The following is a 12,376-nucleotide window of genomic DNA, read 5'->3' as shown; positions in this document are numbered from 1 at the left end:
CACAGCATGAACCTCGCTTCGAACGCACCGACGGCGCGCCACGAGGCGGCACTCGCCTGTCTCGAGGCGGGTATCGCGGCCGCCCACCCCGAGCGCGTCCTCGAATCGTCGCTCCGGCTCGACGGCGACGACCTCCACGTGGCGGACGCCGTCTACGACTGCTCCGCGTACGACCGCTGTGTCGTCGTCGGAGGCGGCAAGGCCGCCGCGGGCGTCGCCGAGGCCCTCGAGCGCGTCCTCGGCGACCGTATCGACGCGGGGGCGGTGGTCACCTACGACCCCGGCACCGGGGAGCGAATCGACCACCTCCCGGGCGACCACCCGGTCCCCTCCGAACGGGGCGTCGAGAGCACCAGGCGCGTCGTCGACCTCGTCGCGCAGGCCGACGAGGAGACGCTCGTCCTCTGCGTCGTCACCGGCGGGGCGAGCGCCCTGTTGCCCGCGCCGGCCGAGGGAATCTCGCTCTCGGACCTCCAGGAGACGACGGAACGGCTCCTCGAGAGCGGCGCGGAGATTGGCGAGATGAACGCCGTCCGCAAGCACCTCTCGATGCTCAAGGGCGGGGGATTGGCCCGTCGGGCCGCCCCCGCAACCGTGGTGTCGCTCGTCTTCTCCGACGTGGTCGGCAACGACCTCGGCGTCGTCGCGTCCGGGCCGACGGTCCCCGACGAGACGACGTACGACGACGCGCTCGACGTCCTGGCCCGCTACGACCTCTCGGTCCCCGACGCGGTTCGAGAACGGCTCGAACGGGGCGCGGCCGGGGAAATCGCGGAGACGCCGAAGCCGGGCGACCCAGCCTTCGACCGGGTCCATAACCACGTGCTGGCGGACGGGTTCACGGCGCTCGACGCCGCCCGCGACGAGGCCGAACGCCGGGGGCTCGAGACACTCGTCCTCTCCTCGCGGGTCCGCGGCGAGGCCCGCGAGGCCGCGAAGACTCACGTCGCCGTCGGCGAGGAGGTGTTGGCGACGGGCGAACCGCTCGACCCGCCCGCGGTCGTCCTCTCGGGGGGCGAGACGACGGTGACCGTCCGCGGGGACGGCGAGGGCGGACCCAACCTCGAGTACGCCCTCGCCGCGGCCATCGAGTGCTCCTCTCTGGGGCGGTTGGGACGGGGTGTCCTCGCGAGCGTCGACACCGACGGCAGAGACGGCGGCACCGAGGTGGCCGGTGCGGTCGTCGACGAGTCGACGCTGACCGGGCGCGACGAGCGAACAGCCGCCCGCGACGCGCTCGACCGCAACGACGCCCTCCCCGAACTCGACCGCCACGGCTGTGTCATCCGGACCGGCCCGACGGGGACGAACGTCAACGACCTCCGGGTCCTCGTGGTCGACCGCGGGTGACCTGCGCGTCGCGGTTCGCTCGCCGCGCCGCTCCCGACGCGCCGTTCGGTTTCCCCCCGTCGCCGTCGCCCGCGACCAACAAGATTGTGCCCTCCGGTGTCGTACGGCGGGCATGGCCCGATTGCTCCCCTCGCTCTCCTCCACGGCGGCCGACGACGCCACGCCGCGCGTCATCGGTCTCGACTCGGCCGACGCCGACGACCTCATCGGCGCGCTCTCGTCGGGGACCGCTCGACGCATCCTCTCGCTGCTCCACGAGGACCCCGCCTCGGCGTCCGAGGTGGCCGCACGGGTCGACAGCTCGTTGCAGAACGTCCAGTACCACCTCGGCCGGATGGAAGACGCCGGCCTCGTCGAAGTGTGCGAGACGGTCTACTCGGAGAAGGGCCGGGAGATGAAAGTGTACGCCCCGGCGGACAAGCCGCTGGTCGTGGTCGCCGCCCACGAGTCAGAGACGGCCGGCCTCCGCGACGTGCTGACGCGCCTGCTCGGTGCCGTCGGACTCCTCGGGGTCGCCAGCGTCCTCGTCCAGTACCTGCTCGAGAGCGGGAGTCGAGCCGCCCAGGGCGCAACGACGAGCGCCGACAGCGCCGAGGCGACCAGAATCGCGGCCGAAACCACCACCGCCGCGGCGGCGACCGGCCTCCCGCCCGGACTGCTGTTCTTCCTCGGCGGGCTGGTCGTCATCCTCGCTGCGGCTGTCGGCTGGTGGTACCGCTCCCGGTGAGCGTTGTCGTTCAGGCGTGTGACGCCGCCACCCCCGCCGGGCTCACACTGACGGTCGCTCGCGAGGCCGGACTCGCCGCAGACCCACATCGAGCGCGGGAGTAGCTATTCATACCTACACGTCAAAGGGGTCGCTATGAACCACGAGGCCGAGGTCAGGGGTATCGGCGTCGGCATGAGCGACGACGGGTCGAACGTGCCCGCAGTTATCCTCTCGGCACGCGAGGAGTATCTCCCGATCGTCGTCACGACGGACCAGGCACAGGCCATCCAGCTCGCGCTCTCCGGCGAACCGTTCGAGCGACCGCTCACGCACGACCTCCTCGTCGACATGATCACCGAGTTCGGCGGCGCAATCGACTCCGTCCGCATCGACGACCTCGCCGACGGCACCTTCTACGCGAAGGTCGACGCCGAGCGGTACGAGGACGGCGAGCCGCACAAGTTCGTCTTCGACGCCCGTCCCTCCGACGCCATTGCCCTCTCCGTCCGCGTCGACTGCCCAATCATGGTCTCCGACGCCGTTCTCGACGCCGCCGGCCAGCCGCCGTCGCAGTTCGACATCGAGGACGACGAGGACGACTTCGCCCGCTGAGGGCCCGAACCTGAACCGTGGTCGCCGTCGGACCTTCCTTCTGCCCGGCCTGTGGGACGCCCCTCGAGACGCGTCGCGTCGAGGAGCGCGACAGGGCGTACTGCCCCTCCTGTGCTCAGGTGGTCTGGCGCAATCCGGTTCCGACCGCCGCCGTCGCCGTCGTCGAGGACTGGGCGGACCCGCCGCGAGTGCTCCTCGTCCGCCGGAGACAGCCGCCCGACGCCGGCCAGTGGAGCATCCCGGCTGGTTTCGTCGAGTACGGCGAGCATCCGCGGGGGGCCGCGGCGCGCGAACTCCGTGAGGAGACCGGCCTCCGCGTCGACGCCGACGCGCTCGCGCTGGTCGACGTCGACGACCTCGTCCACCCGAGCGACCGCCATCTCGTGACCATCACCTACGCCGTCTCGCGGGACCGAACGACCGGCGACCCGGTCGCCGGGAGCGACGCGGCCGACGCCGGGTTCTGGACGCTCGACGAGCTCTGCGAGGACGAGGCGGCGCTTCGGGCGTTCGACCGCGACCGCGTCCGGCGCGCGCTCGACGGCGTCTGAACGCTGGACGTTCCCCGCCGCCGAGGGTCACGTTTGAATAGCGGGCCGCCCATCGCCCTTCCCATGAGCGACGAGACCGCGACGCTGGCGGAGTCACACACCGAGATGACCGAGTACCTCCTCCCGAACGACACGAACGACCTCGGCCGGGCGCTCGGTGGGGCGGTCCTGCACTGGATGGACATCTGCGGAGCCATCGCGGCGATGCGGTTCGCCAACAACCAGGTGGTGACGGCGTCGATGGACCACGTTGACTTCATCTCGCCGATCGACATCGGCGAGGTGGCCGTCGTTGAGGGCTACGTGTTCGACGTCGGCCGGACGAGCATCGACGTGAAGGTTGACGTCCACGCCGAGAACCCCCGAAACGACGAGGTGCGGAAGACGACCACCTCCTTTTTCACCTTCGTCGCGCTCGACGAGGAGGGAACGCCCACCGAGGTCCCTCGCGTCGACTGCCCGACGGACGCCGAGAAGGACCGCCGCGAGGAGGCGCGCGCCGAGCGTCGGGCACAGCTAGAGGCGGTCATCGAGCGCATGGAGGAGTAGCGTCGGTCACGCGGTCCACGCCGTCCTGTGGCCCGGCCGCTACACACCGAACGCGACGCCCGCCCCACGAGAGACACGCTTTACTCGCCCGCCGTCTCACACCAACTATGCTCGACGTACCCGCGCCGGAGCCGCCGACGCTCAGACAGGTCGACCCGAACGAGTACGACGACGCCGAGGTCGGCGGCGACGACTACCACCGCGACGACCTCGAACGGTTCCTCCACGAGGGGGCGTGGGAGGAGGCGTTCGAACAGTGGGCCGCCACCGCGGACCTCTCGGTCGACGAGTGGGCCATCGCCGAAGACCTCGACCTCGTCTCACGGTTCGACTTCTTCTGGGACTCGTTCGCGGACCGTGTCGGCTACCACGCGCCCGGCATCCCCGAGGACTGGAAGGAGCGGGGAATCCACCCCGACCTGACCTCGTGGGGGCAGGTGTCGGGCATCAACGCCGGCCTCACCGAACTGGGTCAGGTCGTCTGTGACGTCCTGAAAGACGAGTACGTCGACTGGGAGTCCGAGTACGAGGCACCCGACGACCTGCCGGACTTCTCCTGAGCGACGACAAGAGCTTTCGGCCCCGAGGGCGACGTTCGAGCCGATGCGCCGCCGTGCCCTCCTCTCCAGTGCCGCCCTCGGTCTCGCCGCGACGGCCGGCTGTCTCGGAGACGCCCGTCAGACCCTCTCGGGGGATATTCGCCCGGACCACGCCCGCCTCACCGTCCACCCGGCCAGTGCACGCTTCGTCCGCGGTGGGCTCACCGCCGACTCCGATGACCGGTTCCGCGCGTGGCTGTTCCCCGAGGCACCGCCCGACGACCGGACCGTATTCACCGACGCTCGCGGGGCCGAGGAGCGACGCGAGTGGGACAACGAGGTTCACAACGAGAACTACGAGGTGGGATTCACCCTCCTCGTTCAGTCTCGAAGCTCGCGCGCGGACGCACACCAGGCCGAACCTGCCTTCCCGGCCGACCCGGCGTGGACCGGCTGGCGGCGGGCGCGGTTCCCATTCGAGTTCGTGCGACGAGAACTCGACCCCGACGACCTGCCCGACGCCGACCGGGTCGTGAGCACGTACCTCGGCTACTTCACCGCCGAGACCAACCCTGTGAAGGGAACCGTCGCCGTCCACGCTGGCGTCGACGGGGCGGGCATGGGCACCCTCATCAGGGACGTCGAGACGCGGCAGTGGGAGCCGCCGTAGTCCCGGTCGTTGTCCGCCTCGGGAGACCCCCGACGAGGACCCGCCCCCTGACACGTCACAGGCCCTGGCGCGTTCCAATGGTGGTCGGAGGTGGGTTGAATTTGGGAAAACTCTCTTTATTACAACGTCCTCCGTCGCGGATGAGGACATGACAGACAAGTCACGCAGAGACGTGCTTCGCACGCTCGGGGGCGTCGCGATCATCGGTGGGTTGGCCGGGTGCTCGTCGAACCAGGGGGGCTCCGGCGAGGAATCGACCGAGACGGCGACGGCGACACCGATGCCGACCGAGATGGAGACGGCGACCGAGACGCCGACACCGGCACCCGAGATGGCGATGCTCCGGGTGGCGCACCTCTCGCCGGACGCGCCGAACGTCGACGTCTCCGTCGACGGCAGCGTCGTCCTGGAGGACGTCCCGTTCGGTGCGGTTAGCGGCTATCTCGAGGTCCCCGTCGGCACCCGGACCGTGACCATCGCGGCGGCTGGCGACCCGTCGACCGTCGCGTTCGAGGGTGACCTCGACGTCACCGAGGGCGCGTTCACCGTCGCCGCTGTCGGCGAACTGGCCGAGGAGACGTTCGAGCCACTCGTCCTCTCGGACGACAACACCGTCCCGGACGACGACACCGCGAAGGTCCGCGTCGTCCACGCGTCGCCGGACGCGCCAGCCGTCGACGTCACCGCCGGCGGGAACGCGCTGTTCGACGGCGTCTCCTACCAGGGGTCGGGCTACGTCGAGGTGCCGGCGAACACCTACACCATCAACGTCCGCGGCGACACCGAGTCGAACGACGGCGACGCGGTCGCCACGTTCGACGCCGAACTGGTCGGCGGCACCGTCTACACCATCTTCGCGGCGGGCTACCTCTCGCCGGACGACGAACCCGCGAGTACGCCGTTCCAACCCATCGCGACTGTCGACGCCGGTGCGGGCGGCGGCGGCATCGTCGAAGCGGCTGACGGCGACGACATGGGTGACATGAGCGACGGCGTCTCGCTCCGGGTGGCGCACCTCTCGCCGGACGCGCCGAACGTCGACGTCCTCGTCGACGGCTCGGCCGTCCTCGAAGACGTACCCTTCGGCGCGGTCAGCGACTACCTCTCGCTCTCGGCGGGGTCGTATCAGGTGACGGTCCAGGCTGCGGGTGACTCCGACACGGTGGTCTTCGACCAGTCGCTCGACCTCGAACCAGGCGCCTACACGGCCGCCGCGCTCGGCGAACTCGACAGCGAGGCGGAGAACGGCTTCGCGGTCCAACTGCTGACCGACGACACCTCGACACCCGCCGACGACACGGCCCGGGTCCGGCTGGTCCACGCGTCGCCCGACGCGCCAGCCGTCGACGTCACCGTGCAGTCCTCGGGCGACGTGCTCGTCGACGGCGCGGCGTTCGGCCAGACCGCGACGGTCGAAGTCCCGGCCGGCTCGTACACGCTCGAAGTCCGCGGCGACACCGAGTCGAACGACGGCGACGTGGCCGCGACGTTCGACGTCACCGTCGAGGGCGGGACGGCGTACACCGCGTTCGCCCAGGGGTACCTCTCGCCGGACGACGAACCCGCCGACGCCGGGTTCGATCTCGCCGTCGTCACCGACAACTGAGGGACCCATGGCACCACACCGGACACAGGCCGTCCGCGTCACCTCGCGGCAGGACCAGGCGGAGACGGCGCTCCGCGACGTGCTCGGCGGCGCGCGTGGCGGACGCAACCGCCGTCGCATCCTCCACGCGCTCGCCGAGCGACCGCGGAACGCCAACCGGTTGGCCGAGGCGCTCGGCCTCGACTACAAGACCGTCCGGCACCACCTCTCGGTGCTCGCGGAGGCGGACGCGGTGAGTCGTGGGGGGAGCAACTACGGAGCGGTGTACGTCCCGACGTCGCGAGTGCGACGACACTGGGACGTCGTGGAGGAACTCACCGACGCGGCCTGAGCGCCGCGGCGTGAGAACACCACCGTTTTGATATACGTCCACGGGTAGGAACGAGTATGGACGCAGACGAGGTCTCCGACCAGTACGCGCCCGCGGACGTCGAATCCGCGGTAGAGACGTACTGGGACGACCACGACGCATACGAGGCGACGAAGGAGGCACACGCCGACGACCCGGCCTTCTTCTTCGTCGACGGGCCGCCGTACACCTCGGGACAGATGCACCTCGGGACGGCGTGGAACAAAACGTTGAAAGACGCGGTCATCCGCCGCAAGCGGATGGAGGGGTTCCGGGTGACGGACCGGCCGGGCTACGACATGCACGGCCTGCCCATCGAGGTGAAAGTCGAGGAGGAACTCGGCTTCGAATCGAAGAAGGACATCGAAGAGTACGGGATGGAGGCGTTCATCGAGGAGTGCAAGGCCTTCGCCGAGCGGAATCGGGAAAACATGGACGAGGACTTCCAGTCCATCGGGGCGTGGATGGACTGGGACGACCCGTACAAGACCATCTCACCGGAGTACATGGAGGCCGCGTGGTGGGCGTTCTCGAACGTCCACGACAACGGTCTCGTCGAGCGGGGCAAGCGCGCCATCAACCAGTGTCCCCGGTGTGAGACGGCCATCGCCGACAACGAGGTCGAGTACCACGAAATCGAGTCGCCCTCGATTTACGTGAAGTTCCCCCTCCGAGAGCGAGAGGGGAACCTCGTCATCTGGACGACAACGCCGTGGACCATCCCCGCGAACACCTTCGTCGCCGTCGACGCCGAGATGACGTATCAGGCGGTCCGCGCCGAGAAAGACGGCGAGAGCGAGGTGCTCTACCTCGCCGAACCCTGCGTTGAGGAGGTGCTGAAGAAGGGCCGCTACACCGACTACGAGGTCCTCGAGGAGGTCTCGGGCGAGGAGATGGTCGGCTGGACGTACGACCACCCCCTCGCCGAGGAGGTACCGGACCACGCCAGCTTCGAGGGGGCCGGGCAGGTGTACACCGCGGAGTACGTCGAGGCCGACCGGACTGGATTAGTGCACTCCGCACCCGGGCACGGGCAGGAGGACTTCGAGCGCGGGCAGGAACTCGGACTCGGAATCTTCTCGCCCGTCAACGGCGACGGGACGTTCGCCGCGGCCGCAGGCGACTACGCGGGGACGTTCGTCCGCGACGCCAACGACGACATCGTGGCCGACCTCGATTCCGGGGGGAAACTCCTCCACTCGGGGACCCACCACCACCGCTACGGCCAGTGTTGGCGGTGCGATACGGACATCATCTTCCTCGCGACCGACCAGTGGTTCATCACGGTCACCGACGTCAAGGAGCAACTGCTGGACAACATCGAGGATTCGGAGTGGTTCCCCGACTGGGCCCGCGACAACCGCTTCCGGAACTTCGTCGCGGACGCGCCCGACTGGAACGTCTCCCGCCAGCGCTACTGGGGGATTCCCCTCCCCATCTGGGTTCCACGAGGAGAGGAGTACTCCACCGAGGACATCCTCGTCGTCGGCACGCGCGAGGAACTGGCAGAACGGGTCGACCAGGACATCGACCCCGACGACATCGACCTCCACCGTCCCTCGGTGGACCCACTGACCATCACCGAGGACGGCACCACCTACGAGCGCGTCCCCGACGTGTTCGACGTCTGGATCGACTCGTCGGTGGCGACGTGGGGGACACTCGGCTACCCCTCCTCGACCCAGGCGTTCGACGAACTGTGGCCCGCCGACCTCATCATCGAGGCGCACGACCAGACGCGCGGGTGGTTCTGGTCGCAGTTGGGGATGGGCACCGCCTCGGTCGGCGAGGTGCCGTACAAGCAGGTGCTGATGCACGGCTTCGCCAACGACAGCGACGGGCGAAAGATGTCCAAGTCGCTGGGGAACATCGTCACACCCGAGGAGGCCATCGACCGGTTCGGTCGCGACCCGCTTCGGGCCTACCTGCTCTCGCACAACCAGCACGGCGAGGACCTCGCGTTCGAGTGGGACGGGATGGGCGAGACCCAGTCGAAGCTCAACATCTTCTGGAACGTCTTCCGCTTCCCGCTGTCGTACATGGAACTCGACGACTACGACCCCGCCGACGCCGACCTCTCGGACGGCGAACTCACCGTCGTCGACGAGTGGGTGCTCTCGCGCCTCCAGTCGGTGAAGCGTGAGGTCGACGACGCCTGGTCCGAGTACCGCGTCCACGACGCGCTCAACGCGGTCGTGGACTTCGTCACGGCCGACGTCTCGCGCTTTTACGTGAAGGCCATCCGCGAGCGGATGTGGGAGGACGAGGATTCGGACTCGAAACGCGGCGCGTACGCGACGCTTTCGGTCGTGCTCGACGAGGCCGTCCGGCTCCTCGCGCCCTTCACGCCGTACATCACCGAGCGGATGTACCAGTTGCTCGATGGGGAAGCCACGTCGGTCCACGCGCTGTCGGCTCCCGAGGTCGACGAGTCGCTCCACCAGCCCACGTTAGAAGAGGAGATGGCCGTCCTGCGGACGGTCGAGGAGGCGGCGGCGAACGCCCGACAGCAGGGTGGGCGGAAGCTCCGGTGGCCCGTCCCGCGCGTCGTCGTCGCGTCCGACGACGAGCACGTGCGGGGGGCGGTCGAGTCGCTCTCTGCCCTCCTCTTGGAGCGGGTCAACGCCCGTGCGGTCGAGGTGGTCGAGACGTTCGACGAACTCGTCGAGTACGCCGAGCCGCAGATGGGCGTCATCGGCCCCGAGTTCGGTGCCGACGCCCAGAAGCTCATGAGTGCCGTCGAGGGGGCGACCCGGGACGAACTCGCCGGCGACACCCTGTCGGTGATGGTCGACGGTGACGAGTACGAACTCACCGACGAGATGGTCGAGTGGCGCGCCGAGCCGCCAGCACACGTCTCCGGTGCCGACTTCGACTCCGGGACGGTGTACGTCGACACCAGCCTGACCGAGGAGATCGAGGCCGAGGGCTACGCCCGCGACGTCGTCCGGCGGATTCAGGAGATGCGAAAGCGGCTCGACCTGGCCGTCGACGAGGAGATTCACACGGCAGTCGAGGTCGCCGACGACCGCATCTCCGACCTCGTCGACCGCCACCGCGACCTCATCGCCGAGGAGACACGGACCGAGGCGTTCGTCGAGGACACCGAGAAGATGGACCTCGTCGAGGAGTGGGACGTCGAGGGCGTCTCGGTGACCATCGGTATCGACCGCATCGAGGCGGCCGAACCGGCCGCCTGAGCGGGTCGCGACCGCCCGTCGTCGGGCGAAACGCTCGTCGTTCCTCATCGTTCACGACAAACACTTTTCACCCCGTTCTCCGTCTGGTAGCACGCAACATGAAGAAACTCATCAACGAACCGGCGGACGTTGTCGACGAGATGCTCGATGGGATGGTCGCGGCGTACCCCGACCAGGTACGACGGCTCGACGACATCGAGGTCCTCGTCCGGGAGGACGCCCCCGTCGACGGCAAGGTGGGAATCGTCTCCGGCGGTGGCTCGGGCCACGAGCCGACACACGCGGGCTACCTCGGCGAGGGGATGCTCGACGGTGCCGCCGCGGGCGAGGTGTTCACATCCCCGACGGCCGACCAGCTCCAGGAGATGATTCAGGCGTGTGACGGCGGCGAGGGCGTCCTCTGTGTGGTGAAGAACTACGAGGGCGACGTGATGAACTTCGACACCGCCGCCGAACTGGCGGAGATGGAGGGCGTCGACGTCGCACAGGTCGTCGTGAACGACGACGTCGCCGTCGAGGACTCGCTGTACACCTCGGGTCGACGCGGCGTCTGTGGGACCATCCTCGTCCACAAAGCCGCCGGCGCGAAGGCCGCTCAGGGCGGCAGCCTCGAGGAGGTGCAGGAAGTCGCCGAGAAGGTCATCGACAACGTCGGAACGATGGGGATGGCGCTCACCTCCTGTGTCACCCCCGAGAAGGGTGAGCCGACGTTCGACCTCGGCGAAGACGAGATCGAACTCGGTATCGGCATCCACGGCGAACCGGGGACGGAGCGGACGGACGTGATGAGCGCCGACGAGGTCACCGAACACCTCACCGAACACGTGCTCGAAGACCTCGACCTCGACGAGGGCCAGGAGGTCATCACCATCGTCAACGGGATGGGTGGGACACCGCAGTCGGAACTGTTCATCGTCAACCGCAAACTCCAGGAACTCCTCGACGACCACGGCCTGGAGACGTGGGACGCGTGGGTCGGCGACTACATGACGTCGCTCGACATGATGGGCTGCTCGATTACGGTGTGTGCCGTCGACGACGAGTTGAAGGAGCTCATCGGCGCTCCCTGCGACACGCCGGCGATGACCGTCCGAGAGTAGGGTCGCCGCTGCCCGTATCCTTATTTTCTTTCCGGCTGATTCGGTGGCATGGCAGATACGGACGTCCAGGTGGCGGCGCTGCACGCGGCACTCGAGAACATCGCCGAGCGACTCGCCGACGAGAAGACCTACCTCACGGACCTCGACTCGGCCATCGGCGACGCCGACCACGGGGCGAACATGAACCGCGGCTTCCAGAAGGTCCTCGAGAAGACCGAGGGGATGGACGGCGAGCCGGCCGACATCGTCAAGGCGGTCGGCATGGCCATCGTGAGCGAGGTCGGTGGTGCGGCCGGTCCGCTCTACGGCGGCTCCATCATGACCGCGAGCCAGGAACTCGAAGCGGGCATCACCGCGGAGACGAGCGTCGCCTTCGCCGAGGCCTACCTCGAGAAGCTCCAGGACCGCGGGGGGGCCCAGCTGGGGCAGAAGACGATGGTCGACGTGGTCACGCCCGCCGTCCACACGTACAAGAAGTCCATCGAGGAGGACGGCCTCCCGCCGCTGGAGGCGCTCGCGAAGGCCGTCGACGCCGCCGAGCGCGGAGTGGCGTACACCGTCCCCCTCCGGGCGACGAAGGGGCGCGCCTCCTATCTGGGCTGGCGCTCCGTCGGTCACCAGGACCCCGGGGCGACCTCCACGCTGTTCATCCTCGAGGAACTGTTAGCGACCGCGAGTGAGTACCTCGACGGTGAGGTCGACAGAGACGCCACCTCGCCGACGGTACCCGACGACGGCGAGGAGGAGTCGTAGATGGTCGGCCTCGTCGTCGTCTCGCACTCGGCGAAGGCTGCCGAGGGTATCTGTGAGGTGGCGGCACAGATGGCGACCGGTGCGAGCATCGAACCCGCTGGTGGAGACAACGACGGCGGCCTCGGGACCTCTGTAGACAGAATCAGCGAAGCCATCGAAGCGGCCGACGACGGCGACGGCGTCGTCCTCCTGGTCGACCTCGGAAGCGCCGTGATGAACGCCGAACTCGCTGTCGAGATGCGTGAGGGAAGCGAGGTACGCATCGCGGACGCACCCGTCCTCGAAGCGGCTGTCAACGCCGCCGTGGAGGCGACGAGCGAGAAGGCGACGCTCGATTCGGTGGTTGCGGCGGCCGAAGAGGCCCGTGAGTACCGAAAACTGAACTGAA

13 protein-coding genes are annotated in these 12,376 nt (G+C 68.7%); all 13 read left to right on the top strand.

Going from position 1 to position 12,376, the window contains the following annotated elements:
• The first annotated feature begins 6 nt into the window (after positions 1 to 6).
• The 13 genes from E6N53_RS04315 (at position 7) to dhaM (ending at position 12,375) form a co-directional block, all read left to right on the top strand.
• Positions 7 to 1,350, top strand: a complete 1,344-nt coding sequence (locus tag E6N53_RS04315; RefSeq protein WP_142857143.1) for a glycerate kinase type-2 family protein — start codon at positions 7 to 9, stop codon at positions 1,348 to 1,350.
• 112 nt (positions 1,351 to 1,462) lie between these two features.
• Positions 1,463 to 2,077 (top strand): ArsR/SmtB family transcription factor, encoded by a 615-nt coding sequence (locus tag E6N53_RS04310; RefSeq protein ID WP_142857141.1) that lies wholly within the window; start codon positions 1,463 to 1,465, stop codon positions 2,075 to 2,077.
• Between the two features lie 135 nt (positions 2,078 to 2,212).
• Positions 2,213 to 2,671: a bifunctional nuclease family protein gene (locus E6N53_RS04305; RefSeq protein ID WP_142857139.1), complete on the top strand. Its 459-nt coding sequence runs from the start codon at positions 2,213 to 2,215 to the stop codon at positions 2,669 to 2,671.
• Positions 2,672 to 2,688: 17 nt separating this feature from the next.
• Entirely contained in the window at positions 2,689 to 3,222 is a 534-nt protein-coding gene (locus tag E6N53_RS04300; protein ID WP_142857137.1) for an NUDIX hydrolase, read from the top strand.
• Positions 3,223 to 3,285: 63 nt separating this feature from the next.
• A complete protein-coding gene (locus E6N53_RS04295) occupies positions 3,286 to 3,771 on the top strand; it encodes an acyl-CoA thioesterase (protein WP_136589194.1) in 486 nt (161 codons plus the stop codon).
• A 107-nt stretch (positions 3,772 to 3,878) separates the two neighbouring features.
• Positions 3,879 to 4,331 carry a DUF7992 family protein gene (locus tag E6N53_RS04290; RefSeq protein WP_136602558.1) on the top strand — a complete coding sequence of 151 codons (453 nt, stop codon included), beginning with the start codon at positions 3,879 to 3,881 and terminating at the stop codon, positions 4,329 to 4,331.
• A 43-nt stretch (positions 4,332 to 4,374) separates the two neighbouring features.
• Positions 4,375 to 4,980: a hypothetical protein gene (locus E6N53_RS04285; protein WP_142857135.1), complete on the top strand. Its 606-nt coding sequence runs from the start codon at positions 4,375 to 4,377 to the stop codon at positions 4,978 to 4,980.
• A gap of 148 nt (positions 4,981 to 5,128) precedes the next feature.
• Positions 5,129 to 6,586: a DUF4397 domain-containing protein gene (locus E6N53_RS04280; protein ID WP_142857133.1), complete on the top strand. Its 1,458-nt coding sequence runs from the start codon at positions 5,129 to 5,131 to the stop codon at positions 6,584 to 6,586.
• Positions 6,587 to 6,593: 7 nt separating this feature from the next.
• Complete coding sequence (locus tag E6N53_RS04275) at positions 6,594 to 6,917, top strand: helix-turn-helix domain-containing protein (RefSeq protein WP_136589190.1); 324 nt, start codon at positions 6,594 to 6,596, stop codon at positions 6,915 to 6,917.
• A gap of 56 nt (positions 6,918 to 6,973) precedes the next feature.
• Complete coding sequence (ileS, locus tag E6N53_RS04270; RefSeq protein WP_142857131.1) at positions 6,974 to 10,135, top strand: isoleucine--tRNA ligase; 3,162 nt, start codon at positions 6,974 to 6,976, stop codon at positions 10,133 to 10,135.
• A 98-nt stretch (positions 10,136 to 10,233) separates the two neighbouring features.
• Entirely contained in the window at positions 10,234 to 11,235 is a 1,002-nt protein-coding gene (gene dhaK, locus E6N53_RS04265; RefSeq protein ID WP_142857129.1) for a dihydroxyacetone kinase subunit DhaK, read from the top strand.
• Positions 11,236 to 11,283: 48 nt separating this feature from the next.
• Positions 11,284 to 11,988 (top strand): dihydroxyacetone kinase subunit DhaL, encoded by a 705-nt coding sequence (dhaL, locus tag E6N53_RS04260; protein ID WP_136589187.1) that lies wholly within the window; start codon positions 11,284 to 11,286, stop codon positions 11,986 to 11,988.
• The gene (gene dhaM / locus E6N53_RS04255; RefSeq protein WP_142857127.1) at positions 11,989 to 12,375 is read left to right on the top strand and encodes a dihydroxyacetone kinase phosphoryl donor subunit DhaM; all 387 of its coding nucleotides are present in this window, start codon (positions 11,989 to 11,991) and stop codon (positions 12,373 to 12,375) included. It abuts the gene before it with no gap.
• The last annotated feature ends 1 nt before the right edge of the window (position 12,376 follow it).

The organism is Salinigranum halophilum, assembly GCF_007004735.1.
GTDB lineage: Archaea > Halobacteriota > Halobacteria > Halobacteriales > Haloferacaceae > Salinigranum > Salinigranum halophilum.
The sequence above is the reverse complement of the archived record's forward strand: the minus strand, read 5'-3'. Positions and strand labels throughout refer to the sequence as shown.

Coding starts and splice junctions, on each gene's coding strand:
- E6N53_RS04305 (WP_142857139.1), top strand. CDS start 2,213: ATGAACCACGAGGCCGAGGTCAGGGGTATCGGCGTCGGCATGAGCGAC.
- dhaM (WP_142857127.1), top strand. CDS start 11,989: ATGGTCGGCCTCGTCGTCGTCTCGCACTCGGCGAAGGCTGCCGAGGGT.
- dhaK (WP_142857129.1), top strand. CDS start 10,234: ATGAAGAAACTCATCAACGAACCGGCGGACGTTGTCGACGAGATGCTC.
- E6N53_RS04275 (WP_136589190.1), top strand. CDS start 6,594: ATGGCACCACACCGGACACAGGCCGTCCGCGTCACCTCGCGGCAGGAC.
- ileS (WP_142857131.1), top strand. CDS start 6,974: ATGGACGCAGACGAGGTCTCCGACCAGTACGCGCCCGCGGACGTCGAA.
- dhaL (WP_136589187.1), top strand. CDS start 11,284: ATGGCAGATACGGACGTCCAGGTGGCGGCGCTGCACGCGGCACTCGAG.
- E6N53_RS04290 (WP_136602558.1), top strand. CDS start 3,879: ATGCTCGACGTACCCGCGCCGGAGCCGCCGACGCTCAGACAGGTCGAC.
- E6N53_RS04285 (WP_142857135.1), top strand. CDS start 4,375: ATGCGCCGCCGTGCCCTCCTCTCCAGTGCCGCCCTCGGTCTCGCCGCG.
- E6N53_RS04315 (WP_142857143.1), top strand. CDS start 7: ATGAACCTCGCTTCGAACGCACCGACGGCGCGCCACGAGGCGGCACTC.
- E6N53_RS04280 (WP_142857133.1), top strand. CDS start 5,129: ATGACAGACAAGTCACGCAGAGACGTGCTTCGCACGCTCGGGGGCGTC.
- E6N53_RS04295 (WP_136589194.1), top strand. CDS start 3,286: ATGAGCGACGAGACCGCGACGCTGGCGGAGTCACACACCGAGATGACC.
- E6N53_RS04310 (WP_142857141.1), top strand. CDS start 1,463: ATGGCCCGATTGCTCCCCTCGCTCTCCTCCACGGCGGCCGACGACGCC.